The organism is Streptomyces sp. E11-3 (genome assembly GCF_046540415.1).
Lineage (GTDB): Bacteria > Actinomycetota > Actinomycetes > Streptomycetales > Streptomycetaceae > Streptomyces.
Genome location: NZ_JAZGRL010000002.1, coordinates 1,243,739 through 1,268,043, shown reverse-complemented (window position 1 = coordinate 1,268,043; position 24,305 = coordinate 1,243,739). Strand labels below are relative to the sequence as shown.

Below are 24,305 nucleotides of genomic sequence, written 5' to 3'. Positions count from 1 at the left end.
GCGGGGCTTGGGGTGGGGCTCGGGCTCAGGGGGACCATGGGACCATTCTGACCGTGTGACGCTTCGGCGCCCACCGAAATGTCGCCGCCCTAGCGTTCCGCGACATGAACCACACCACGACTGCCAGCCGCACCCTGCCGACGCTGAACACCGACCACGTCGCGATATCCCCGAGCATCCTGTACTTCGGCACCCCCGTGGCCCTGCTCACCACCGAGAACCCCGACGGCACCGCCAACCTCGCCCCGGTCTCGTCCGCCTGGGCGCTGGGCCACACCGTCGTCATCGGCCTGGGCGGTGAGGGACGTACGGCCGCCAACCTCGCGGAGCGCCCGGAGCTGGTCATCAACCTCCCGTCGTCCGACCTCTGGCCCGCGGTGGAACGCCTCGCTCCGCTCACCGGCGCCCACCCGGTACCGGCCGCCAAGCGCGCCGTGTACCGCCACGAGCCGGACAAGTTCGGGGCCGCGGGACTGCGCCCCCAAGAGTCGGAGAAGGTCCGCCCGCCGCGCGTCGCCGAATGCCCGCTCCAGTTGGAGGCCACGGTGCGAAACCTGACCCCGGCCGGTCCCGAGGGCGGATTCCGGGTCGTGGAGTGCGACGTCGTACGCGTCCACGCCGCGGCGTCCGTCGTGGTCCCCGGCACCCAGCACATCGACCCGGCCGAGTGGAGCCCGCTCATCTACAACTTCCGCCACTACTTCGGCCTCGGCCGACCGGAGCTCGGCCACGGCTTCCGCTCAGAGACAGCGGGCTCACGGCCGTAGGTACGCCAACGGTGCGTCGTATCAGCTGCACTTGCTGCCAGACCGGCGTCAGGTATCACGGCGCGTAGTAGGCGGCGTACCAGGCTGAGTGCCCTGTGGCGGTGAAGTCCTCGAAGTCGCCGGCCGCTTCACAGCGGAGCAGTCGTTGCAGCGCCGCTTCGGCTTCGGGAAGTCGCCGACTCGACAGGTACGCCTTCGTCCTGGCCAGTCCGCTTCCGCACAGCAACTGGATGTCGATCGAGCAGTCGGCGTCCAGGCTGGCGGACTTGGCCTGCCAGATGAGCAGCACGTCTTCGATAGCCGCGGCGTTGAACAGCTGTACGCAGCACAGCTTCATGAGCTCGGTGTCACCGTCGCCTTGCGCACGCTTCTCCAGCCGGGTTTGCGCGGTGAGCAGATCTCGCACTTCGTCGAGATTGGCCCCGGCGGGGTACAGGCCATAGCGGTGCAGGCTCTCGTCTTCGTCCATCGCATGCTTCCTCAGTGGGAGCGGACACAGGCCGTTCCGGATCACGCCATGCCGGTCTCCGTCGCCTTCGAACCGCGGTCTGGTTCTGGTCAGGCTTCGGTGCCGTTGGCGTGGCTGTGATCCGTCCTGCGCGTCCACAGTGAGATATCGCTGCTCGTCGCTACGGCGATGGTCTGCCCGGAGGGCGAGAATCCGACCGCACGGAGTTCGGAGTAGTGGGAGTGGAAGATGTGCCACCACCGCTCTCCGTGTGGACCGGCATGGGGCAGCCCGCCGTCGCGAGACAGCAGGACACGATCATTCGGCCAGGCTGGAGTGACGGCCTCCAGAGTCCAGCCGTCCGCGGTGGTGGTGTGAAGCCCTCCACCGAAGAGCCCTGCGATGTGCACGCGACTTCCCGTGATCCGCCCCAGCCCGGGGCAGGTCAGGTCGGCAACCGTGTCGGGGGTGCTGTCCTCGGGGTCGGGGTCGCGATCTCTGGCGATCTTCTCTCCGGTGACGGCGTCGAAGAGGCCGTGACCATCGTTCGAGACGACCATCACCAGGTCGCGGCCACTGTCGGGATGCGCAGCAAAGCCGATCCCGAGGAGCCCACCGACCGGGGCGAAGGCAACGGACCGCCAAGGTTCGGGCGCAGGCACCACCGGGGCCGCAAGGAGTCGGTCCCGCATCGCCCGCTGGTACGCCGAGAGCTCCGGCTCACGCTCTGACTGCTCGATCGGAGTCACCTTCTTCGTCCACTTTCCACTTCATCACGGCTCCATGATCCACGCTTCGGTAGGCCTGCTCAACGGAGCCCGACCCACGTGCTGGCCGCGGTGGCGGGGGCCGAAGTCCACCAATGACCGGCCGAGCCGACGCAACATGCCAACATGCCCCGCCGTGTGGTTGAACCATGGCGTGCAGGGTGTGGGGCTCGGCGCTTTGCGGGTCAGGGATTTTCGCGCGGGGTGGTGGGCACGGCCCTAGGGTGAAGGGTCCGGGTGGTACGAGGAAGGGGTCGGCGTGGACGCGGAGTTGACGGCACTGGCCGCTGCGGGGGCGACGGCGCTCGTCCAGCAGATGGCGACCGATGGCTGGGCGCAGGCGCGGAGGCGGATGGCCGCGTACTTCTCGCGTGGGCGGGCCGAGGACGAGGAGACCGTGGTGGGTGAGCTGGAGGAGGCACGCGCTGATCTCGTCGCGGCCCGGGACGCCGACGACGAGGAAGCCGCCGCGGACGTGACCGCGGCCTGGCGCTCCCGTATCCGCCGCGCCCTGCGCGCCGACCCGGCAGCGGCCGAGGAACTCCGTGCGCTGCTGGACGAGTTGGCGCCGCCCGCGACGGCCCAGCAGATGGGCGACGTACACAACACCATCAGAGGCGGAGTGCAGCACGGCACGGTCATCCAGGCCGGCACGGTGGAGTCGCTGCACCTCGGGGACCCGGGCGGGCGGTACCGGGGCTGAGGCCCTCGGCCAGTCCCCTCGCGGACGCCTACGAGACGTCCAGGGCCGTTCCGTACAGGCGGGACACCCGAATCCTGATCACCGTGCGGTGCTCCGCCACCAGTTGCTCGAAGAAGGCGAGTTCGTCCGCCGCGTCGTCGAAACCCGGTGTCATAGAGAGGAGTTCGCGTCCGGTCGTGTCTCCGGGTACGGAGGTCTCCGCCAGGACCTCCGCCTCGCCCTCGGCGACCGCGAACGACCAGATGTCCGGGCCGTTGACGTGCAGGGCGGTGTGCGGGTCGCGGCGCAGTTGGCGCACCTTGAGGCGGTCGGCGATGGTGGAGATCCGCAGGACGCGGTCCTGCGGGTCCCAGTGGTAGAGCACCGTGGACAGGTGCGGGTGGCCGCTGCGCTTGACGCTCGCGAGCACGCCGAACTGCTGCTCGCTCAGCAGCTTGGACAGGTCCGTGTCGGTGAGGGGACGGGGGGCCGGTCCGGCGCCCCGCGTCTCGGGTTCGGTGGTCTCGGCGGGCTGAGTGGCCTCGGCGGTCTTGGGCTCGGTCATGGTGTGGCCCTTTCGGCGGGTGTGGAGGAGGTCCGGAGGAGGTCTGGAAGAGGTCAGGCTGCGGTGATGTGCGCGGTGGCCGGGGCCTCGTGCTGCGGCTCCGTGGCCGCCGGCGCCGGGCGGCGCAGCAAGGTGAACGCGATGACGAAGGCGGCGACGAGCAGCCCAGTACCGACCGTGAAGGCCAGTCGGTAGCCGTCGGTGAGCGCCTCGGCCTGGCTGTGGCCGGTGGCGAGCAGCCCGTCAGTGCGGGAAGCGGCCAGGGTGGAGAGGACCGCGACGCCCATCGCCATGCCGATCTGCTGGGTGGTGTTGAAGACCCCGGAGGCGAGCCCGGCGTCGTCCTGGCCCGCACCGGACATGCCGAGCGCGGTCAGAGCGGGGAGGGCGAGCCCGAAGCCCGCGGCGAGCAGCATCACGGGGAGCAGGTCGGTGACGTAGTCGGCGCGTACGGGGATACGGGTGAGGAGTCCGAGTACGCCGATCAGGAGCAGCAGTCCGGTCAGCAGGACGCGGCGCTCACCGAAGCGGGCGTTCAGGCGGGCGGAGACGCCCAGCGACACGGCACCGATGACCACGGCGGCGGGCAGCATGGCGAGGCCGGTCTTGGCGGCGCCGTAGCCGAGCACCCGCTGCAGGTAGAGGGCGACGAGGATCTGGAAGGAGAACAGGGCGGCGACCATCAGGATCTGGACCAGGTTGGCTCCCGTGACACTGCGGGACCGGAGGATCCGCAGCGGCATGAGTGGTGTCCGAGCGGTGGTCTGGCGGATCACGAACGCGACGAGCAGGGCGGCGGCGACACCGCCGAGTCCGAGGGTGTGGGCCGAAGTCCAGCCGTACTCCTCGACCTTGACGACGGTGTAGATGCCCAGCATCAGCCCGCCGGTGGCCAGGGCGGCGCCGGTGATGTCGGCACCGGCCGAGAGGCCGAGCCCGCGGTCGGCGGGCAGGACGGGCAGGGCGACGGCGAGTACGGCGAGCCCGATCGGCAGGTTGATGAAGAAGATCCAGTGCCAGTTGAGGGCGTCGGTGAGTACGCCGCCGAGCACCTGGCCGATCGAGGCGCCCGCGGCGCCGGTGAAGCTGAACACGGCGATCGCCCGGGCGCGTTCCCGGGGTTCGGTGAACAGCGTGACGAGGATGCCCAGGCTGACGGCGGCGGCCATGGCGCTGCCGACCCCCTGCAGGAAGCGGGCCGCGACGAGCACCGCGGGCGAGGTGGCCGCGGCTGCCAGCAGTGAGGCCGCGGTGAACACCGTGGTGCCGGTCAGGAACATGCGCTTGCGGCCGATGAGGTCGCCGAGCCGCCCTGCCAGGAGCAGCAAGCTGCCGAAGGCGATCAGGTAGGCGTTGACGACCCAGCTGAGACCTGCCGGGGAGAAGCCCAGGTCGTTCTGGATCGCGGGCATGGCCACGGTCACGATGCTGCCGTCGAGGACGATCATCAGCATGGAGGTGGCGAGTACGCCCAGTGCGAGATGGCGTGAACGGGTCCTGGGTGGTGCGGAGTTGGCGTTGGCAACGGTGACGGACATGGTGGCTCTCCTGTCGGAAGCGGCAACAGGAGTGACCGTAGCAGATGGTTCCGTAGTAGACGATCCTTTTCGGATCGAACCCTTGCTACGCTGGTCCCATGACTGCGATGGCGCCCACCCGCACCGAACCGGACCTCTCCTTCCTCCTGGACCACTCGAGCCATGTCCTGCGGACCCAGATGGCGGCGGCGCTCGCCGAGATCGGGATCACCGCGCGGATGCACTGCGTGTTGGTGCACGCCATGGAGGAGGAGCGCACCCAGGCCCAGCTCGCCGAGATCGGGGACATGGACAAGACCACGATGGTGGTGACGGTGGACGCCCTGGAGAAGGCGGGGCTCGCCGAGCGTCGACCGTCCAGCAAGGACCGCCGCGCGCGGATCATCGCGGTCACCGACGAGGGCGCGCGGGTCGCCGCGCGGAGCCAGCAGATCGTCGACGGCGTACACGAGTCGGCCCTCGCGGCGCTTCCCGACGAGGAACGAGAGGTCTTCCTGCGGGCGATGAACCGCCTGGTCACCGGGCATCTGGCCACCCCGGCCGAGAATCCGGGGTCGGTGCGGCGGGCGCGGCAGCGGGCGAAGTAGGCCAGGATGACAGGGGCGGCGCCGGGATGCACTACGCCGGGACGCGCTCCGACGTGCCACCACCGCGACCTCGACGTCGTCGAATGCGAACGCGCCGAGGGGCCCAGCTGGACCCCTCGGCACCGACCCGACCGGAATGATCCGTACTGCGCGCTCTACTCGCCCGCGGGCCTGGGCAGTTCACAGCCCGGTGCGGTCAGGTCGATCTTGTTGCCGACCCCCACGCACGGCACGATCTGGTACGTCTGCTGGCCGTAGTTGATGCCGGGCCGGACCGTGACGTTGCCGTTCTCGTCGACCTCGCAGGGGTTGTTGTCGGTGCACCGCTGGCCGCTCTCGTTACCGGTGTTGTTCACCGCGACGACCTTGCCGGTCGCCTCGTCCACGACGGGAGAGCCGGAAGTGCCGCCGATCGTCTTGCAGTCGGAGGTGTAGCGGACGGAGTCCTTCCAGGTCCAGGCGCCCTCCCGCAGCTGGTAGGCGAAGCCGTCGATGTCGCAGCTGTAGACGCGCTTCCAGTACCCGGAGACGACACTGATCGCCGTGGCCGCGGCGGGCCGCTCCGCGGACAGCTCCAGCGCCTTGATCCGGTGCGCGCTCTCGATCTGCTCGTAGGTGCTGGTGAGTTCGTACAGGGAGACGTCGGTGTCGGTCATGGTGGCGTACGAGATCTTGCTGGCACGCAGCGTCGTGACGCCGCGCCCCGCCGCGTTGAGCAAGGTGAACGTGCGGGTGGAGGGCTGGTCGACCAGGACCTCGCCGGGGCGCGGGAAGCCGCTCTCGACGCAGTGGCCGTTGGACATGACGAGGGCGGGGTCCTGAGGCTCGGAGTCGGGCAGGCGTATCACCGCGCCGGAGCAGTTGCTGAGCGCGACGGTGCCCGCGAAGTCCACGGCCTTCGGCTTCTGCTTCGGCTTGCTCTGCGTGGGCGCCGCGCTCTGGCTGTCGGTCTGCGCGGGGGCCCGGTCCTGGCCGGCGTCGGCTGCCGCGGGTGCCGCGCCCGCTCCCAGCAGGAGCAGGGCGGCGAACGCGCCGACGAGAGGCTTCTTCATGTGGGGGGTCCTCTCCGGTCGCCGAGGGTGCTTGGTTCCCCGGCATTGTCATGCGCATTCTGATGGGGTCGGCCTCGGCGGACAACCATGCACGGTTACCGGACACACCAGGCCAACCCGGCCTGCCCGCCCTCGCCTTGACACTCCGTCCGACCTCAGGTCAGAGTCCGGCGATGGAGATCACCGATCTGACTCCCGCCGAGATCCGGGTCCGGGAGGCGTTCCCGCGCGGCGAGACGCTGGACTTCCGTACGTCCGTGGACGTGGACGAGGGCCAGGGGCAGGGGCAGGGCCAGGGCCGGGGGCAGGACGACGACCCAGCCCTTGGCGGCAGTTGGGGACCCGAGCGGACCGTACGCGCCGAGGTGATCCGCGCCCTGCTGCTCGACGGCGCCCGCGCGGACGGGGAGATCGCCGCGCTCCGGCTGGTGGGGGCACGCGTCACGGGTGTCCTCAACCTGCAGTACGGCACCGTCGACTGCGCCGTAAGCCTGTGGGGCTGCCACTTCGACTCCGCGCCGCGCCTGTACGGCACCCAGGTCCGCCAGCTGAACCTGAGCAAGTCCGTGCTTCCGGCCCTCGACGCCGGGAGCATCAGGGTCGACGGCGTACTCCGGATCACCGACTGCCGGATACGGGGTGCGGTCCGGCTCGGCGGCGCGCGGATCTCCGGCGCGTTCTTCTGCGACCGTGCACAGCTCGGCGACCCGACGCCCCCGCGCGAGGACGGGGAGGGGCCCCGCGACGCCGTGCTCCACCTCAACCACTCCGTCATCGGCGACGATGTGTTGGGCCAGCATCTGACGGCACACGGCGAAGTCCGCCTGGACGGCGCCTCGGTGGAGGGCATGGTCACCCTCGACGACGCCGTACTCGACAACCCCGGTGGCAACGCCCTGGAGGCGCAGAGGCTCACCGTCGGCTCTGATCTGCACGCCATGCGGGTCCGCGCACGCGGCCGGATCAACCTGCGCGGCGCCCGCGTTCCCGGCCAACTCAACCTGGCCTACGCCCGGATCTCCCACCCCGGTGGCATGGCGCTACGCGCCACCAGCCTGGTCGCCGGGGAGCTGTGGCTGCGCGAGGCCGCTCCCGTCGAGGGCACCGTCACGCTGCGCCGCTCCCAGCTCGACATGCTGCACATCGCTCCGGAGACCTGGCCGGACCGGATACGCCTGGACGGCCTGACCTACACGACCCTCGCCCCGCACGAACCAGCCGAGCGCCGTCTCGCCGCCCTGGAGAGGGACACCGACGGCTACGTACCGCACGCGTACGAGCAACTCACCGCCGCCTACCGCCGCATCGGCGACGACGCCGGAGCCCGTACCGTCCAACTCGCCAAGCAGCGCCGCCACCGCACCACCCTGCCGTGGTACGCCAGGGCCTGGGGCCACCTCCAGGACCTCACCGTGGGCTACGGCTTCCGCCCCGCCCGCGCGGTGGGCTGGCTGCTGTCCCTGCTGCTGATCGGCACCCTCGCCTACGAGCTGCGCAATCCGCGGCCGCTGGAGGACGAGGTACCCGAGTTCAACGCGCTCTTCTACACCCTCGACCTGCTGCTGCCCATCGTCGACTTCGGCCAGGAGCGCGCCTACACCGCGCACGGCCCCTACCAGTTCCTCTCGTACGTCCTGATCGTCACCGGCTGGGTCCTGGCTACGACGATCGCCGCGGGCATCACCCGGACGATCAGCCGGCAGTAGAGTGCTCGGGTGGAACACGAGAGCGGCCCGGCACCCGGCGCGGCCCCGGTGCGCCCCCGTCGCGCACGGGACCTCGAAGCGTGCGTCCAGGCGCTCGCCGAGGTTCATCACGGCGACGGCTATCCGGTCAACTGGCCTGCCGATCCCGCGAGATGGCTGAGCCCGCCGTCCATGCTCGCGGCCTGGGTGGCGGAGCTGGACGGACGGGTCGTCGGTCATGTCGGACTGTCCCGCGGCGACGACGGGGACGCGGCGCCCGCGCTGTGGGGCCGCCGCCAGGGCGCGAGTGCCGAGGCGACCGCGGTGGTCAGCCGTCTGTTCGTCGCCCCGGCCGCGCGCGGCCGGGGGATCGGCGCCCTGCTGATGCGCCAGGCCGTACGGGACGCGCGGGAACGCGCGCTGCATCCCGTCCTGGACGTCGTCGCCTCCGACACCGCGGCGGCGGCGCTGTACGAACGCCTGGGCTGGGAGCTGCTGGCCACGGTCGAGCAGCGGTGGGGGCCCGCCCAGACGGTCGCGGTGCGCTGCTATGCCGCGCCGCCGACCACCCCCGCGTGGTAGCCGTACGGCGCTCGACCCGTACGCGATGCGCAGTAGCCCGTACGGTGCTCTCGACCCGTACGCGAAGAATCGAGGAGCCCGTATGTCCGGGACCGCAGCCGCCGACCACTACGACCGCCTGCTCGCCGCGCACTACACCTGGATGCTCGGCGGTGACATTCCGGCACTCGCCACCGCCCAGGCGCGGCTCCTGCGTGACCTGGGAGTGCGCCCGGGAGCCGCCGGCACCCTCGCCGTCGACCTCGGCTGCGGTCCGGGGCCGCAGAGTCTGGCCCTGGTCGAGCTGGGGTTCTCGCCGGTGCTGGCGGTCGACAGCAGCCGGGCGCTCCTCGACGAACTGGTCCGGTACGCACCCGACGACGCGGCCGTCCGCCCGCTGCACGCCGACATCCGCGGGGTACTACCCGAGCACACCCGGCCCGGCAGCGTGGCCGCCGTCGTCTGCATGGGCGACACTCTCACCCACCTGCCGAGCCACAAGGACGTCACCCAGCTCATCGGCGACATCGCCGGAGCTCTCGCCGATGGCGGCCAACTGGTGTTCAGCTACCGGGACTTGACCGTGCCCCTGACGGGTGACGACCGCTTCCTTCCGGTGCGCAGCACTGAGGACCGGATCATGACGTGCTTTCTGGAGTACGCGGACGAGGCCACCGTGACCGTCCACGACCTGATCCACACCCGCACGGGCGACGGGGACGAGGGCGGCGGCGGCTGGACGCTGCACACCAGCAGCTATCCCAAGCTCCGGATCGGCGCGGCTTGGCTTGCCGACACGTGCCGGGCGGCCGGGCTGCGTATCGCACACGACACCACCGGGCCGCGCGGACTGCGCGTACTCACCGCTGTCAGGTGACCCCCGGGCCACCGCGCCTCAGACGCCCCGCGGACCTGCGTCGCAGACGCCCCGCGCCTCAGACAACCCTGAGGTGCGCCGCGCCGCGCCGCGGCCGTGGGGCGGTGGCGAGGCCCGGGTCCTGGAGCAGCAGGGTCAGCCGGCTGAGGCCGATGGCCTGCAGTGTGGCGGGGGTCTCGCTGATGATCCGGCAGGTGGCGCTGCCCTGGGCGGGGTCGGGGTGGCGCAGCGGGCGTACGGCGCCGTCGTGGTCGACGGCGGCGGAGCCGACGGCTCTGATCCAGTGCGGCAGCCCCTGCTGATAGGCGGCGTTCATGATCGGGTCCGCGGCGATGTCCCGGCGAATGTCCTGAATCCCACGGTCCTGCGCATGGGTGTCGAGGGCGGCCGCGAACTGTGCGAGCAGCGGCAGGCACCAGCTCGTCTCGTGCTCGGCGAGCACCTCACCGGCATCAGGGTGGAAGAGGACGAAGCGCAGGAAGTTGTGGCGCGGCATGGCCGTGGGGTGCGGCCGCACGGAGTGGAAGAGCGCGTCGTACGCGGAGTTGGCGACGACCACGTCCCAGCGGTGGTTGACGACCAGGGAGGGGAAGGGGGTGGCGTACAGCATCGCGGCGTAGTCACGCAGATAGGACCGCGTACCGGGGTCCGTCGCACCGGCCGGGTCGTCGAGAGCGCTACCGCGCCCCGCCACCGCGTCATTCATCGAGATTCACCATCGAGATGTAGTCCCTCCCGTGGGTGCGGCTAGAGGGCCGCAGGGCGATCCTGCTGGTTGAGAGGAGAACGTGTCAACAATCGTGGCATTCGGCCGCGTTGTTCGATCAGATCGCGCCACAACTGTGGCAACCCTTGGCCCGGATCTGGCTGAACCGATATTCTCCACAACCCACCGTCACATCGAGGAGACCCACCGGTGCCAGATGGCCTCTCGGTTGCGGGCCCGGCGGGTACCGGGCCGCTCGCGGCAACCGTCGCCCGGGTCGGCGAACTCGCCGACAAGCTCGGCCTGTGCCATGACGAGGTCTTCAGCCTGCAGCAGCTGTCCGCCCAGTCGGGGGTCCCGGTCGGTGTGGTCAAGGCGCTGCTCGAGGGCAGGGAGGCCGGCGAGCCGGACCTGCAGACCCGCTTTCTGCAGCGGTTCGACCTGCTGCGCAGAACTCGCCTGAAGCCCAACGGCCGTCGCTACACCCAGCAGGAGATCGCCGACGGCGCGGGCATGTCGCGCCAGCAGGCGGGCGCCCTGATCAACGGCGACCGGCGCCCCACCATGGAGCACTGCGACGCCATCCAACGATTCTTCCAGGTGCACGCGGGGTTCCTCACCGCCGCGGACGCCGACGCGCTCGACGGTGCGCTGCAGCGCACCGAGCAGGAACTGCTGCAGAAGCTGGCGGGCGACGAGCGGGAGCGCGAGGCCCACACCCTGGAAGCGTCCGGCGACACGGGCGACGCCCCGGTCGAAGACGCCCTGCAGCGGCTGTTGTTGGACCACGGAGTGCGGGGGATCGCGTGGCGGGCCGCGCAGTTGCCCACGGACAAGCACCGGGACACGGTCACGGAGTGGCTGGACATGCTCTTGGAGAACGTCAGACGGTCGGAGTCCTGATGGGGCCGCGCAAGCGGAGATTACGACGGGGCAGGCGACAGGCACGGATGCGGGGCGAGCGGTGGGCATAGGCAGGGACATGCGCCGTCTGTGCGGCGAGCTCGTCGGCGGGATCGACCTGCCGACCCCGACCGAGCCCACGGACCTCTACACCGCCCTGTGCGGGGGCATGAGCCGGCGCCGCGGCCGTCCGGTCAGGTTCAAGATGGCGCCGTTCCCGCCGGGCACCGCCAGCGGGCTCTGGCTGGACATGGCCGACCAGGATCTGATCGTCGTCGAGGAACGCACCGCCCCCGACCACCAACTCGTCATCCTCGGACATGAGTTGTGGCATATGAAGGCCGGGCACTGTAGTCATGAGGTGGACGGCGCCGAGGTCGCCGCACGGCTGCTGTCCCAGACGGCCGACCTGCAGGAGACCGTACGCAGGGTGGCGGCCCGTACCCACTTCGACCAGGCCGAAGAGGACGAGGCGGAGAGCTTCGGACTGCTGCTGGCCAGCAAGTGCCGCCCCTGGCTCGCGGCAGCGGGCGAGCGTGACGCGTCGGCGGGGCGCGATGTGCTCGCCGGACGGATCGAGGCCTCGCTCGGCCGCCGCCGGCCGCGGGGCTGATGCATGGAGAACTCGGACTACTACATACCCGCGGTCGCCATGGGGGTCGCGTTCGTCTGCAAGCTTCCCGGGACGGTACGGGACTGGCGCGATCCGCTGGTCCGCTCCGTCAGCGTGCTGCTCGGGCTCGCGGCCGCGGTGTTCTTCTTCGCCGCGCCACCGACGATCGCCGAGGTCAACCGCATCACCGGCGTCGCGAACTTCTCCGCCCCGCTGGCCTACGGCCTGCTGTCGGCCTTCTCCGCCGCCACCCTGGTGCTGATCGTCAACTGGCGTGGCGGGCCGCCTGACCAGACCCGCCGGATCACCCGTGCCCTGATGGCCGGCTACGGCCTGGTGAGCGTCGCGCTCGCGGTGCTCTTCGCCCTGGGCAGCGCCCCGGTCGAACGGCTGCGGGACCTGGACACGTACTACGCGACCACGCCGTACATCCGCGAGATGATCGTGCTGTACCTCGTGGCGATAGCCGCCCCGGCCTTCGGCGTCTGCGTCCTGTGCTGGCGCTGGGCCCGTCAGGTGCGGAGCCGCTGGCTGCGGGCCAGCCTGATGATCATCGTGACCGGCTATCTGTTCAAGATCGCCTATGTCTGTGCCAAGCTCACGGCTGTGACCGCACGGTGGTGTGGAGCCGACCTCGACGCGCTGAGCACCGACGCCGCCCCCGTGTTCGCGTCCGTCGGGGCCCTGTTCGCCGTGGTGGGCTTCCTGCTGCCGCTGGTGGGCCCGCGGCTCTCGGACGCCGCCCGTACCTGGCTGACCTACTGGCGGCTGGGCGCCCTGTGGCGGGAGCTGCACCTGTCCACCCGGAGCGAGGGCGCGTCGGTGCGGATCGCCTGGTGGGCGGCGCCCGGTCTGCGCGCCACTCTGCGGGAGACGCAGATCCACGACGGCCTCCTCGGCCTGCAGCCGTTCCTCGACGAGACGGTACGGACCCGTGGGTACGAGGCCGCCCTCGCCGGTGGCGCGGACGTCCCGGACGCCGGGGCGGTGGGCGACGCGGCGATGGTGGCCGCGGCGGTACGGGTGAAGGCCGCGGAGACGGCCAGGGCCGGGTACGTACCGGCCGGGGCCGAACACCGCCCTGCCGCGCCCTCGTCACCGCCCTCCGCCGGATCGCCCCCCGCCGGACCGTCGTCGACCGGATCGCCCCCCGCCGGAGCGTCGTCGCCCGGACCGTCGTCGACCGAACCCGCATCGGCCATCGCCGCCGGTGCGGGCGCCGGTCCGAGGTCCCTGGCGAGGGTGTCCCGCGCCCTGCGGTCCCCGATTGTCGCCGCGGCCCGTCAGGCGGCGGCCAGTACAGAGAGCAGCCCACGATGAGCCGATCCCCGTCCCTGCCCACCGGACACTCCGGCCGGCCGCGCCGTGCTGTAGTGGTGGGCGGAGGGCTGGCCGGAATGCTCACGGCCGCCGTCCTCGCCCGTGCGACCGACGCGGTCGACGAGGTCATGGTCATCGAGCGTGACACGCTCCCCGAGGGCCCCCGCGCACGCAAGTCCCTGCCCCAGGCCCGGCACACACATCTGCTGTGGTCCGGCGGCGCCCGCGCCTTCGAGAGCCTGCTGCCCGGCATCACCGACCGGTGGCTGGCCGCCGGAGCCCGCCGCATCCCGCTGCCCACCGGCCTGGTCACCATGACGGCCCAGGGCTGGATGCGCCGCTGGTCCGAGATGCAGTACGTGATCGCCTGCTCCCGCGACCTGCTGGACTGGGTGGTCAGGGAGCAGGTGCTGCCCCTGCCCTCGGTCACCGTCCTCGAACGCACCGACTTCCTGGGCCTGGTGGGCGGCCCCGACCGGGTCACCGGCGCCCGCGTACGCACCCCAGAGGACGGCGAGCAGATCCTGCACGCCGACCTGGTCATCGACGCGAGCGGCCGCGGCTCGCAGGCTCCGGCATGGCTGGAGGCCCTGGGCGTGGGCCCCATCGAGGAGGCCGAGGTCGACTCCGGCCTCGTCTACGCGAGTCGCGTCTACCGAGCCCCGGAAGGCACCGAGGACTTCCCCATCGTCAACGTCCAGTCCGACCCGCGCGTCCCGGTCCCAGGGCAGACCGCGACGATCGTCCCGGTCGAGGGCGCCCGCTGGCTGGTCACCCTCTCCGGCACCCGAGGCGGCGAACCCACCCGTGACCCGGCCGGGTTCGAGCCCTTCGCCCGCTCCGTGCGGCACCCGGTCGTCGGCGAACTGATCTCGCAGACCACACCGTTGACCGACGAGGTGACCCTCTCCCGCAGCACGGTGAACCGGCGCCGCTACTTCGAGAAGGCCAGGCACTGGCCGGAGGGCTTCATCGCGGTGGGCGACGCGGTGGCCACATACAACCCGGTCTACGGACAGGGCATGTCCGTGGCAGCTCAGGGCATCACCGCCCTGCGCGACCAGCTCGCGTCCGGGCCGTCGGCGTACGATCGGCTGCGCGCTCCGGGTCTGGCCCGCCATGTGCAGCGGGCCATCGGCCGCAGAGCCGCCTTCGCCTGGGAACTGGCGACGTCGCAGGACATCCTCTACCCCGGCGCCAAGGGCAAGCAGCCCCCGGCCGCCGCGAAGCTCCTGAATCGATATGTCGACCGCTTCATGGAGACCGCAACCGACCGCGCCGTGGTCGCCCAGGCCCTCTTCGACGTGATGACCATGTCGGCGCCGCCGACCGCCTGGGTACACCCGGACATCGCCGTCGCGGTGATGCGAGGACGCGGCAAGCCCCCGCTCCAGGGCCCGCCCCTGACCGCCGACGAGCTCAAGGCCGCCGCCTCAGGACCGCCTGCCTCCGGGCTCTGACCGGCCTACGCCGATCGGGTTCCGGGCCCGCCTCCCCGGGGATGCGGGCCCCGGCAACGGGAATGAGAAGGGGGATGAGTACCGAACTGAAAGTCATCGCGGCGGTCGTGGGCCTCATCCTGCTCACCACCGTCGTGCTGGTGATCGTCCTCCTGGTCCGTCTCGTACGGGCCCGCAAGCTGCTGCGCGACGCGGGCGTCCCGCTGGAGAACAAGCTCGCCTTCTGGGGCGCGCTGCTCTACGTGATCTCCCCGGTGGACCTGCTTCCCGACCCGATCCTCCTCGACGACATCGGGGTGCTGCTGCTGGCCCTGCGCTCCCTGCACAACGCCAAGGACGCCGCGGGAGCCGCCGGGCGCGCGGCGCCGCCGCAGATCGTACGACGGTAGGCGGTGCCGCCTGGCGATGAAGTCGCCGCCCGCGTAGGTGTCTTGGAGCGCACTCCCACGCAAGCCGGCAGCGGTACGGGTACGCTGGCGGACGCAGCTGGTTCGCCCCGTCCGCCAGGCGGGATGCGTCGCAAGAGGGAACCCGGTGGGAATCCGGGACTGCCCCGCAGCGGTGAGTGGGAACGACCGCCGTCACACGCACTGGGTCCGACGAAGGGCCTGGGAAGCGACGGCCAGTAGAAGCCTGCGTGCGCGTCCGTACGACACCGTACGAGTGCTGACGCGACGCGACGACGCAGGCGTGCCCGCGAGTCCGAATACCTGCCACTGCCCGTACCCCGCAGCGGGGTGCGGTCCAACCGGGACCTCGTGGGCGGGTTCGCGGCGGCAGGGCTCCCACCGCGGTGCGGTGCCCTCTCCTTCGCGTACGCGCCGTGAGGTCCGACCGGACTCGCGAAGGAGAGTTCCGTGGATCGACGACCTGCCACCGTGCCGCCCCTGGCCACCGTGTACGGCTACCCGCGCCAAGGCCCGCGCCGCGAGCTGAAGAAGGCCATCGAGGGCTACTGGGCCGGACGGCACACCGCCGAGACCCTGCACACCACCGCCGCCGAACTGCGCCGCGACACCTGGCGCACGCTGACCGAAGCGGGCATCGACGAAGTGCCCACCGGCGACTTCTCGCTGTACGACCACGTCCTGGACACCGCCGTCATGGTCGGCGCGATCCCCGCGCGGCACCGCGCCGCCTGCGACACCGACCGGCTGGACGGCTACTTCGCCATGGCCCGCGGCACCCAGGACGCGCCGCCGCTGGAGATGACCAAGTGGTTCGACACCAACTACCACTACCTGGTCCCTGAGTTGGGCCCCGACACGATTTTCACCGCCGACTCCGCCAAGCAGCTCGCCGAGTTCCGCGAGGCCACCGCGCTCGGGTACACCGCACGCCCGGTCCTGGTCGGCCCCGTCACCTTCCTGCTGCTCGCCAAGCCCGCGGACGGCGCCCCCGCGGACTTCCAGCCGCTGACGCTGCTCGACCGGCTGCTGCCGGTGTACGCCGAAGTCCTGGCCGACCTGCGGGCCGCGGGCGCCGAGTGGGTGCAGCTCGACGAACCCGCCCTGGCGCAGGACCAGCCCCCGGCCGTACTGAGCGCACTGCGCCGCACCTACGGGGACCTCGGCATCCTCGCCGACCGGCCGCGGCTGCTGGTCGCCTCGTACTTCGACCGGCTCGGTGACGCGCTGCCGGTGCTCGCCCAGACCCCCGTCGACGGCCTGGCGATGGACTTCACCGGGCCCGCCGCCGCCAACCTCGACGCGCTGGCCGCGGTCGGCGGGCTGCCCGGCAAGCGGCTCGTCGCGGGCGTCGTCGACGGCCGCAACGTGTGGCTGAGCGACCTGGGCAAGGCCCTCGCGACCCTGGCCACACTGCTCGGTCTCGCCGACCGGGTCGATGTCGCGCCGTCCTGCTCGCTGCTGCACGTACCCCTGGACGCCACGGCCGAACGCGACCTCGACCCGCAGGTCGCCCGCTGGCTCGCCTTCGCCCGGCAGAAGACCGACGAAGTGGCGACCTTGGCCCGCGGCCTGGCCGAGGGCGTCGACGCCATCGCGCCCCAACTCGCCGCGAACCGGGCCGCCCTGGCATCCCGTACCGCCTCCGCCCTCACCCACGACCCCGCCGTACGGGCCCGCTGCACGGCCGTCGCCGACCGTGACACCCGCCGCCCGCAGCCGTACGCGGAACGCGCGGTCGCGCAACAGGCCAGGCTCGGCCTGCCCGACCTGCCCACCACCACCATCGGCTCCTTCCCGCAGACCCCCGAACTGCGCACCGCCCGCGCCGACCTGCGCACCGGCCGCATCGACCAGGCGGCGTACGAGGAGCGGATCGCCGCCGAGATCCGGGACACCGTCACCTTCCAGGAGAAGGCAGGGCTTGACGTCCTCGTACACGGCGAGCCGGAACGCAACGACATGGTGCAGTACTTCGCCGAGCAGCTGACGGGGTATCTCGCCACCCGGCACGGCTGGGTCCAGTCGTACGGCACCCGCTATGTACGCCCGCCGATCCTGGCCGGGGACGTGTCACGGACCGAGCCCATGACCCTCAGGTGGACCGGCTACGCCCAGTCCCTCACCGGACGGCCCGTCAAGGGCATGCTCACCGGCCCGGTGACCATGCTGGCCTGGTCGTTCGTCCGTGACGACCAGCCGCTCGCGGACACCGCACGGCAGGTCGCCCTCGCCCTGCGCGACGAGGTCGGTGACCTGGAGTCGGCGGGCACGGCCGTGATCCAGGTCGACGAACCCGCCCTGCGCGAGACCCTGCCGCTGCGCACCGCCGACCGGTCCGGGTACCTGGCCTGGGCCACCGAGGCGTTCCGCCTGGCCACGTCGGGCGTACGCGCGGACACCCAGATCCACACCCACATGTGCTACGCCGAGTTCGGCGACATCCTCGCCGCCATCGAGGAGTTGGACGCCGACGTCATCAGCCTGGAGGCCGCCCGCTCGGGCATGCGGATCGCCGATGAACTGGCCGCCGCCGGATATCCGCGCGAGGTCGGGCCCGGGGTGTACGACATCCACTCGCCGCGCATCCCCGCCGAGGACGAACTCGCCGACCTGATCGCCCGCGCCGTGCGCGCGGTGCCCGGGCGCCGCCTGTGGATCAACCCGGACTGCGGTCTGAAGACCCGCGGCTGGCAGGAGGTACGCCCCGCGCTGGAACGCATGGCGGAAGCAGCCCGCCGCGCCCGGGGCGACCTCCCCGGTGCCTCCGCCGAGGCGGTCGGCTGACGTTCGCGTAGCGGCAGAGCGGGGGCGCACCTCATGCCGGGTGCGCCCCCGTCCGCGTACGCCTCCGTGCGCGTGCCCCCGTCGGCGTACGCACTGACCTCCGTGCCAAGATGCCTCGCACACACAGGAGTTGGGAAGGAGCCAGATGACCGACGAGGCACAGGGCAACGCCGCCACGCGCGACGCCCGCGACCGTATCGACACCAGCAGGCCGCACACCGCCCGGATATGGAACTACTGGCTGGACGGCAAGGACAACTACCTGGTCGACCGCGAAGCCGGAGACCAGATCCGGCAACTCCACCCCGGCATCGGCGACTACGCCCGCGCCGACCGCCTCTTCCTCGGCCGTTGTGTGCGGTACCTGGCCGGGGAGCTGGGCATGCGGCAGTTCCTGGACATCGGCACCGGACTGCCCAGCGCCGACAACACCCACGAGGTGGCGCAGCGGGTCGCGCCCGAATCCCGGATCGTGTACGTGGACAACGACCCCCTCGTCCTCACCCACGCCCGCGCGCTGCTCACCAGCACCCCCGAGGGCCGGACCGACTACCTCGACGCCGACCTGCGCGATGTCGACGCCATCCTGGAACGCGCCGCGCGGACCCTCGACCTGACCCAGCCCGTCGCGCTCGTCCTGCTGGGCGTGGTGATCTTCATCGACGACGACGCGGAGTCCTACGGTGTCGTACGCCGCCTTCTTGACGCCCTGCCCAGCGGCAGCCACCTGGTGCTCTCGCACACGATCACCAGCCCGGCGATGCCCGACGTGGACCGCGCCGTGGAGTTCTGGAACGAACACGGCACCCCGAAGCTGACCCAGCGCACCCCGGAGCAGATCACCCGCTACTTCGACGGACTGACGTTGCTGCCGCCGGGCGTGGTGTCCTGCTCGCGGTGGCGCGCGGACGGAACCGAGGACGGGGAGCCCGAAGAGGTGGCCATGTTCGGCGGAGTCGGCCGCAAGGCCTGATCGGCCTGGCCGCACGGATACGTGTGTCCTGTGGCGGATACGTGCGCCAAGGGTTGACGTCCGCTCCGTTTTCGTTCAGTGATGAAGCTGTGATGTGTGTCGAGGACCGATGAGGGCAGGTGCGTCGGGTAGTTAAGAGAATTGTCAAAGATCACCGAAGATAAGGCTTGGTATCTGAGTGACTGGGGATCAGGTGGCAAGTCCACCGAGTGACGAGCAAACGGGCAGGAAGCCAGACGCGCCGTCCATCGCTCCGTGGGTGTTCCTGCCCGCCGCGGGGATCATCTTGGCCTTCGTGTTGTACGCCACGATCTTCTCGGACAACGCGAAGAAGGTGATCGGCGACATCAACACGGAGGTCGTCGGCGGTGTCGGCTGGTACTACACGGCCATTGTCGCCGTCTTCGTGGTCTTCTCCCTCTGGGTCGGCATCGGGCACTTCGGTGACATCAAGCTCGGAAAGAACGAGGACAAGGCCGAGTTCAGCCTGGGCTCATGGCTGTCGATGCTGTTCGCCGCCGGTATGGGCATCGGTCTGGTCTTCTGGGGCGTGGCGGAGCCGCTGACCCACTTCGCCGCACCCCGGCCCGGAGTCGGCGATACGCCGGACCAGGAGACCGTCAGTCAGGCGGCCGAACAGGCCCAGCAGTCCCTGGTGCAGACGTTTATGCACTGGGGCTTCCACCCCTGGGCCATCTACGTCGTGGTCGGCCTGGCCATCGCCTACGCCGTGCACCGCAAGGGCCGCCCGGTCTCCATCCGCTGGGCACTCGAGCCGATCCTCGGCGACCGGGTCAAGGGCGGTCTGGGCAACACGATCGACGTGATCGCGATCGTCGGCACCCTCTTCGGCGTGGCGACCTCCCTCGGCCTCGGCGTGATGCAGATCTCCGCCGGACTCGAATTCCTCGACTGGGTCGACGACCCCAGCACCACCACCCAGGTCGTCCTGATCGCCCTGATCACCCTCGTGGCCACCATCTCCGTGGTCACCGGTGTGAAGAAGGGCATCAAGTGGCTGTCGAACCTGAACATGGGGCTCGCCGCCTCGCTGATGGTCTTCGTGCTCATCGCTGGTCCGACGCTCTTCCTGCTCAACGAGTTCGTCACGTCCATCGGCGCCTATCTGCAGAACGTCGTCCAGCTGTCCTTCGACACCGGCGCCATGCAGGGCGACGCGGGCGAGGCCTGGCAGAGCGGCTGGACCACCTTCTACTGGGGCTGGTGGATCTCCTGGGCACCCTTCGTCGGTATCTTCATCGCGCGTATCTCGCGCGGCCGCACCGTCCGTGAGTTCGTACTCGGCGTACTGCTCGTCCCGACCCTGCTCACCTTCTTCTGGTTCTCCATCTTCGGTGGCGCCGGTCTGTACCGCGAGATGTTCTCCAGCGGCGGCATCATGAGCTGGAGCGACAAGGACGAGGTATTCAGCGTCGACACGAACAGCGCGCTGTTCGCGCTGCTCGACACCCTGCCCGGCGGTGCGTTCATCGCCGGTGTGGCGATTCTGCTGATCGTGCTCTTCTTCGTCACCTCATCCGACTCCGGTTCCTATGTGGTCGACATGCTGGCCAGCGGCGGCGACCCCAACCCGCCGAAGTGGAGCCGGGTCTTCTGGGCCCTCGCCGAAGGTGCCGTGGCGGCCGCATTGATCATCGCGGGCGGGTCCGACTCGCTGGTAGCCCTCCAAACCATGGCGATCCTCATCGCCCTGCCGTTCAGCTTCATCATGCTGGCCATGTGTTACGCGACGATCAAGGAGTTCCGCCGAGAACGCGCGGTCTATCTGGCCCATCAACGCCGGGTCCAGACGCAGGAACTCACCGAGAAGGTCGCCGCCGCGATCGACGCCGGTAACGGTGGCAACGGCGGCAGTGACGATGGCGCCAGTGACGATGTCGGCGGCAGCGGAGGCAAGACGCTCTAGCCGACCGTCCCACCCAAAGGTGTCCGGTTCATCGGGGCATACCGCCCGACGAACCGGGCACCTTCTCGTTTCCGCACGCCTGTGGACTCCTCGACCCCCGGCCACCACCCTGTGCTCGTGGATTCCCCCCTTGTCACCGTGCTGGTGCCCGCCGTGCTCGCCGTCATCATGCTCGGGCTCGGACTGAGCCTGACCATCGGTGACTTCCGCCGGATGGCCGACCATCCGCGCACCGTGGCCGTCGCCCTCGGCTGCCAACTGGTGCTGCTGCCCGCCGTCTGCTTCGGCCTGGTGCTGGCCTTCGGTCTGGCGGCCGCCCCGGCCGTCGGCATGATGCTGCTCGCCGCCTCACCCGGCGGCACCATGGCCAACCTCTACAGCCACCTCTTCGGCGGCGACGTCGCGCTCAACATCACCCTCACCGCCATCAACTCGGTGCTGGCCGTCTTCACCCTGCCGATCGTGGTCAACCTGTCGGTGGCGTACTTCGACGCGGGCGACGGTGGCCCGGTCGGGCTGCAGTTCACCAAGACCGTGCAGGTCTTCGCGATCGTGCTGATCCCGGTGGCCGTCGGGATGACCATCAGGGCCAGGCGGCGGGAGTTCGCGGAACGCGCCGAGCGCCCCGTGAAGCTGCTGTGTCTGGTGATCCTGGCCGGGATCATCCTGGCGGCCCTGCTGGCGGAGCGGGCGAACATCGGCGGCTACCTGGCCGATGTCGGCCCGGTGGCGGCGTTGTTCAGCGTGGTCTCGCTGGCCACCGGGTACGCCGCCGCCCGGCTGGCCAGGGCCGGCCACGCACAGGCCGTCGCCGTCTGTATGGAGATCGGCATGCACAACACGTCGCTCGCCCTCACCGTCGCCCTCAGCCCCTCTCTGCTGGCCAGCACCGAGATCGCCGTACCCAGCGCGGTCTACGCGATCCTGATGTACTTCACGGCCGGAGCGGCGGGACTGCTCCTCAACAGGTTCGCCGTGGCCCGCCGGGAGCCGGGCGTGCCCGGCCCGGCCGCTCCGTTAGCCTGAGAGCACGATGAACCGTTTGCCGACGTCATGGGGCGAGTACGAGCTCACCCGCTTCCCCGACGACCCCCGTGACCCCCTGCGTGCCTGGGACGCCGCCGACGAGTACCTGCTGCGGCACCTCGACGGAACCAAGGACAGGTCCGACGACAGGTCCGATGACGGGACCGATGACGGGACCGATGACAGGGCCGATGACGGGACCGGCCAGCCGGTGCCGGACCTCTCCGGCACCGTGGTCGTCGTGGGCGACCGCTGGGGCGCCCTGGTCACCGCGCTCGCCGACCACTACCCCGTGCAGATCACCGACTCGTACCTCGCCCGGCGGGCCACCGAGGCCAACCTCGCCCGCAACGGCGTCGAGCCGGCCGCGGTACGCCTCCTCACCACCCAGGACACACCCCCCGAGCGCATCGACGTCCTGCTGATCCGGGTGCCCAAGAGCCTGGCCCTCCTGGAGGACCAGCTGCACCGTCTGGCCCCCGCCGTGCACGAGCGCACCGTGGTCATCGGCACCGGGATGGTCAAGGAGATCCACACGTCGACGCTGCGGCTGTTCGAGCGGATCATCGGCCCGACCAGGACATCCCTCGCGGTGAAGAAGGCCCGGCTGATCTTCTGCACGCCCGGGCCGGGACCGTACGGCACCCGTGAGGCGGAGGCCGCCAACCCGTGGCCGCACACCTACACCCTGCCCGAGGGCATCGGACCGGTCTCCGCACGCACCGTCACCAACCACGCCGGGATCTTCTGCGCCGACCGCCTCGACATCGGCACCCGCTTCCTGCTCCAGCACCTGCCCGCGCGCCGCGGCCCGGAACACGTCGTGGACCTGGGCTGCGGCAACGGCGTCGTCGGTACGGCGGCCGCGCTGGCCAACCCGGAGGCCGACGTCACCTTCGTCGACGAGTCCTACCAGGCGGTGGCCTCGGCGGAGGCCACCTTCCGGGCCAACGCCGCCCCGGGCACCAAGGCGCGGTTCCTGGTCGGGGACGGCCTGGCCGACATGGCGCCCGGCACGGTGGACCTCGTACTGAACAACCCGCCGTTCCACAGCCATCAGGCCACCACCGACAAGACCGCCTGGCGCATGTTCACCGGGGCCCGGGCGGCCCTGCGCCCCGGCGGCGAACTGTGGGTCGTCGGCAACCGGCACCTGGGCTACCACCTGAAGCTGCGCCGCCTCTTCGGCACCTGCGAAGTCGTCGTGGGCAACCCGAAGTTCGTGATCCTGCGGGCGGTCAAGGCGGCGGACGGGCGCTGACCGCCTGTTCACCGGATGGAGTCAACTCCGTGTAGATACGGTCACATTGACGTCCAGACCACCCCCGCGAGGCGTCTTACTCGTTGCAGGACCAAGGAACTGGCTCGTTGCGGGGCCAGGGGACTGAACAGTCAGTGAAACACCAACGGGGGTGTCCCATGAACAGTCGAGTCGTCCTGGAGCGTTTCCCGGCCGGCGGGCCACGCGGGTCGTGGCCCGCCGAGGAGTTCGCGCAGGTCCAGCGGGCGCAGGGGAAACCGGCCGAGGTGGTGATGGATCTCCACTCGGACGCGTTCCTGGTCGTCGTACGCGGCGGCGAGAGCGCCGAGTAACAGAGGTAGGCGAGAGTGCCGAGTAAGAGAGGTAAGCGAGGGGACAGGCCTACCCGCGCACCGACCGGGGGCGGGAGACGGCCGAGCGCATCCACGCGGGCACGGTCTCGGTGACCCGGCAGAGTGCGAGATAGAGCGGGATCGGCGGGGTGTACGGCACCGCGCCCGCGGCCTGGTGGACCGGCCGCAGCGCGCCCGCGGCCGCCGGGACCAGGCCCCCGGCCGCGTACCGGGCGGGCATCGGCCAGTCGAGCGCGAGCTCGGAGCCGGACGGCACGATCCACCACCAGCGGGTGCCGTCCGTGTACACGCACCCCACCCGTGGCAGCAGTTCACGCAGCTGCGGGCCCAGTGCCTCGGGTACGCCCACCGCGTCACAGCCGAGCGGGGTCGTCATGCCGTCCGGCAGCAGCTGCGACACATCGCCCAGGCGCCGGTTGAGTCCGGTCAGTGTCTCCATGGTCATCACGCGCACAGCGGTCCGGCCTCGCGCGGCAGCTCGGCCCACACCACCAGTCCAAGCCCGGGACCGGCCTCGGTGGTGCCCCACGCGCTGCTGACGGCGTCGACCAGGAGCAGTCCACGACCGTGGTCCTCGTGTCCGTCGCGGGCCGGGTGCGGGGCCGGGACGCCGGGGCCGGGACCCTCGTCGCGTACGACGATGCGCACGGTGTGCGTGGCGTCGTCCCACAACTCGCACACGATCAGCCGACTCGCGGTGTGCACCACGGCGTTGGTGACCAGCTCCGACACGACCAGGGCCGCTACGTCACATGTCTCGTCGGCGATCGACCAGCCCGCCAGTCGATCCCGGGTCAGTCGTCTGGCTCGGGGAACGGAGTCGGGGCGCGCGGCCAGCTCGAAACGGCAACGGCGATCACGGGTCACGGCACCCGGAAGGTGCCGTGTGACAGGGGCGTTACCGAGCACCACGACCGATTCCTAACGCGGCGGACTGGTTCACGTATGCCACTATCGCCCCGCCGTGGACACTTGGCAAGCGTCACTTTGAAAAGTGCAGAGTGCAGTGTTCTCATTTCAGGGGCCCATGGCAGACTGCT

The 24,305-nt window shown here is 70.7% G+C and carries 25 protein-coding genes and 1 riboswitch; of the genes, 17 read left to right on the top strand and 8 right to left on the bottom strand.

Translation table 11 applies throughout. From position 1 onward, the window contains the following. Positions 1–104: 104 nt before the first annotated feature. Positions 105–767 (top strand): flavin reductase family protein, encoded by a 663-nt coding sequence (locus tag U9R90_RS24695; protein ID WP_411058858.1) that lies wholly within the window; start codon positions 105–107, stop codon positions 765–767. A 55-nt stretch (positions 768–822) separates the two neighbouring features. Here U9R90_RS24695 and U9R90_RS24690 read toward each other — a convergent pair whose 3' ends face one another. Beyond that, entirely contained in the window at positions 823–1,236 is a 414-nt protein-coding gene (locus tag U9R90_RS24690) for a hypothetical protein (protein WP_411058857.1), read from the bottom strand. Positions 1,237–1,325: 89 nt separating this feature from the next. Further along, on the bottom strand, positions 1,326–1,907 hold the full coding sequence (locus U9R90_RS24685; RefSeq protein WP_411059792.1) for a hypothetical protein: 582 nt from the start codon (positions 1,905–1,907) through the stop codon (positions 1,326–1,328). Between the two features lie 334 nt (positions 1,908–2,241). Here U9R90_RS24685 and U9R90_RS24680 point away from each other — a divergent pair, with 334 nt between their 5' ends. Continuing rightward, positions 2,242–2,685: a hypothetical protein gene (locus tag U9R90_RS24680; protein WP_411058856.1), complete on the top strand. Its 444-nt coding sequence runs from the start codon at positions 2,242–2,244 to the stop codon at positions 2,683–2,685. A gap of 28 nt (positions 2,686–2,713) precedes the next feature. On the opposite strand, the gene U9R90_RS24675 is transcribed toward U9R90_RS24680, so the two are convergent. Further along, positions 2,714–3,229 (bottom strand): TIGR03618 family F420-dependent PPOX class oxidoreductase, encoded by a 516-nt coding sequence (locus tag U9R90_RS24675; protein ID WP_411058855.1) that lies wholly within the window; start codon positions 3,227–3,229, stop codon positions 2,714–2,716. A 53-nt stretch (positions 3,230–3,282) separates the two neighbouring features. After that, a complete protein-coding gene (locus tag U9R90_RS24670; protein ID WP_411058854.1) occupies positions 3,283–4,767 on the bottom strand; it encodes an MFS transporter in 1,485 nt (494 codons plus the stop codon). Positions 4,768–4,865: 98 nt separating this feature from the next. Here U9R90_RS24670 and U9R90_RS24665 point away from each other — a divergent pair, with 98 nt between their 5' ends. Further along, on the top strand, positions 4,866–5,354 hold the full coding sequence (locus U9R90_RS24665; protein ID WP_411058853.1) for a MarR family winged helix-turn-helix transcriptional regulator: 489 nt from the start codon (positions 4,866–4,868) through the stop codon (positions 5,352–5,354). 155 nt (positions 5,355–5,509) lie between these two features. Here the strand turns inward: U9R90_RS24665 and U9R90_RS24660 are convergent, their stop codons facing one another. Beyond that, entirely contained in the window at positions 5,510–6,406 is an 897-nt protein-coding gene (locus tag U9R90_RS24660; RefSeq protein ID WP_411058852.1) for a serine protease, read from the bottom strand. 173 nt (positions 6,407–6,579) lie between these two features. On the opposite strand from U9R90_RS24660, the gene U9R90_RS24655 reads away from it, so the two are divergent. From U9R90_RS24655 to U9R90_RS24645, 3 genes are all read left to right on the top strand, one after another. After that, positions 6,580–8,112: a membrane-associated oxidoreductase gene (locus U9R90_RS24655; RefSeq protein ID WP_411058851.1), complete on the top strand. Its 1,533-nt coding sequence runs from the start codon at positions 6,580–6,582 to the stop codon at positions 8,110–8,112. A gap of 9 nt (positions 8,113–8,121) precedes the next feature. Continuing rightward, complete coding sequence (locus U9R90_RS24650) at positions 8,122–8,673, top strand: GNAT family N-acetyltransferase (protein ID WP_411058850.1); 552 nt, start codon at positions 8,122–8,124, stop codon at positions 8,671–8,673. Positions 8,674–8,755: 82 nt separating this feature from the next. Then, complete coding sequence (locus U9R90_RS24645) at positions 8,756–9,529, top strand: class I SAM-dependent methyltransferase (RefSeq protein ID WP_411058849.1); 774 nt, start codon at positions 8,756–8,758, stop codon at positions 9,527–9,529. A gap of 58 nt (positions 9,530–9,587) precedes the next feature. Here U9R90_RS24645 and U9R90_RS24640 read toward each other — a convergent pair whose 3' ends face one another. Then, positions 9,588–10,235, bottom strand: coding sequence for a hypothetical protein (locus U9R90_RS24640; RefSeq protein ID WP_411058848.1), 648 nt, complete (start codon positions 10,233–10,235; stop codon positions 9,588–9,590). A gap of 210 nt (positions 10,236–10,445) precedes the next feature. Between U9R90_RS24640 and U9R90_RS24635 the strand changes: the two genes are divergently transcribed. The 11 genes from U9R90_RS24635 (at position 10,446) to U9R90_RS24585 (ending at position 23,244) form a co-directional block, all read left to right on the top strand. Continuing rightward, positions 10,446–11,138: a helix-turn-helix transcriptional regulator gene (locus tag U9R90_RS24635; RefSeq protein WP_411058847.1), complete on the top strand. Its 693-nt coding sequence runs from the start codon at positions 10,446–10,448 to the stop codon at positions 11,136–11,138. Positions 11,139–11,217: 79 nt separating this feature from the next. Continuing rightward, positions 11,218–11,751, top strand: a complete 534-nt coding sequence (locus U9R90_RS24630) for a toxin-antitoxin system, toxin component (RefSeq protein ID WP_411058845.1) — start codon at positions 11,218–11,220, stop codon at positions 11,749–11,751. A gap of 3 nt (positions 11,752–11,754) precedes the next feature. Next, the gene (locus tag U9R90_RS24625) at positions 11,755–13,071 is read left to right on the top strand and encodes an MAB_1171c family putative transporter (protein ID WP_411058844.1); all 1,317 of its coding nucleotides are present in this window, start codon (positions 11,755–11,757) and stop codon (positions 13,069–13,071) included. Next, a complete protein-coding gene (locus U9R90_RS24620) occupies positions 13,068–14,531 on the top strand; it encodes an FAD-dependent oxidoreductase (RefSeq protein WP_411058842.1) in 1,464 nt (487 codons plus the stop codon). The genes U9R90_RS24625 and U9R90_RS24620 overlap by 4 nt, the downstream gene beginning before the upstream one ends. 74 nt (positions 14,532–14,605) lie before the next feature. Next, positions 14,606–14,920 (top strand): YkvA family protein, encoded by a 315-nt coding sequence (locus U9R90_RS24615; RefSeq protein ID WP_411058841.1) that lies wholly within the window; start codon positions 14,606–14,608, stop codon positions 14,918–14,920. 98 nt (positions 14,921–15,018) lie between these two features. Next, positions 15,019–15,247, top strand: a riboswitch (cobalamin riboswitch). A gap of 141 nt (positions 15,248–15,388) precedes the next feature. Next, positions 15,389–17,725 carry a 5-methyltetrahydropteroyltriglutamate--homocysteine S-methyltransferase gene (gene metE / locus U9R90_RS24610; protein WP_411058840.1) on the top strand — a complete coding sequence of 779 codons (2,337 nt, stop codon included), beginning with the start codon at positions 15,389–15,391 and terminating at the stop codon, positions 17,723–17,725. A gap of 145 nt (positions 17,726–17,870) precedes the next feature. Beyond that, a complete protein-coding gene (locus U9R90_RS24605; protein WP_411058839.1) occupies positions 17,871–18,698 on the top strand; it encodes an SAM-dependent methyltransferase in 828 nt (275 codons plus the stop codon). A 178-nt stretch (positions 18,699–18,876) separates the two neighbouring features. After that, a complete protein-coding gene (locus U9R90_RS24600; RefSeq protein WP_411058838.1) occupies positions 18,877–20,625 on the top strand; it encodes a BCCT family transporter in 1,749 nt (582 codons plus the stop codon). 117 nt (positions 20,626–20,742) lie between these two features. Further along, positions 20,743–21,651, top strand: a complete 909-nt coding sequence (locus U9R90_RS24595) for a bile acid:sodium symporter family protein (protein ID WP_411058837.1) — start codon at positions 20,743–20,745, stop codon at positions 21,649–21,651. A gap of 7 nt (positions 21,652–21,658) precedes the next feature. Next, complete coding sequence (locus U9R90_RS24590; RefSeq protein WP_411058836.1) at positions 21,659–22,912, top strand: methyltransferase; 1,254 nt, start codon at positions 21,659–21,661, stop codon at positions 22,910–22,912. A 158-nt stretch (positions 22,913–23,070) separates the two neighbouring features. Then, on the top strand, positions 23,071–23,244 hold the full coding sequence (locus tag U9R90_RS24585) for a hypothetical protein (protein WP_411058835.1): 174 nt from the start codon (positions 23,071–23,073) through the stop codon (positions 23,242–23,244). 49 nt (positions 23,245–23,293) lie between these two features. Here U9R90_RS24585 and U9R90_RS24580 read toward each other — a convergent pair whose 3' ends face one another. Both U9R90_RS24580 and U9R90_RS24575 read right to left on the bottom strand, forming a co-directional pair. After that, positions 23,294–23,710, bottom strand: a complete 417-nt coding sequence (locus U9R90_RS24580) for a hypothetical protein (RefSeq protein WP_411058834.1) — start codon at positions 23,708–23,710, stop codon at positions 23,294–23,296. Beyond that, positions 23,710–24,132, bottom strand: a complete 423-nt coding sequence (locus tag U9R90_RS24575; protein WP_411058832.1) for an ATP-binding protein — start codon at positions 24,130–24,132, stop codon at positions 23,710–23,712. Before U9R90_RS24575 ends, U9R90_RS24580 begins: the two co-directional genes overlap by 1 nt. Between the last annotated feature and the right edge of the window lie 173 nt (positions 24,133–24,305).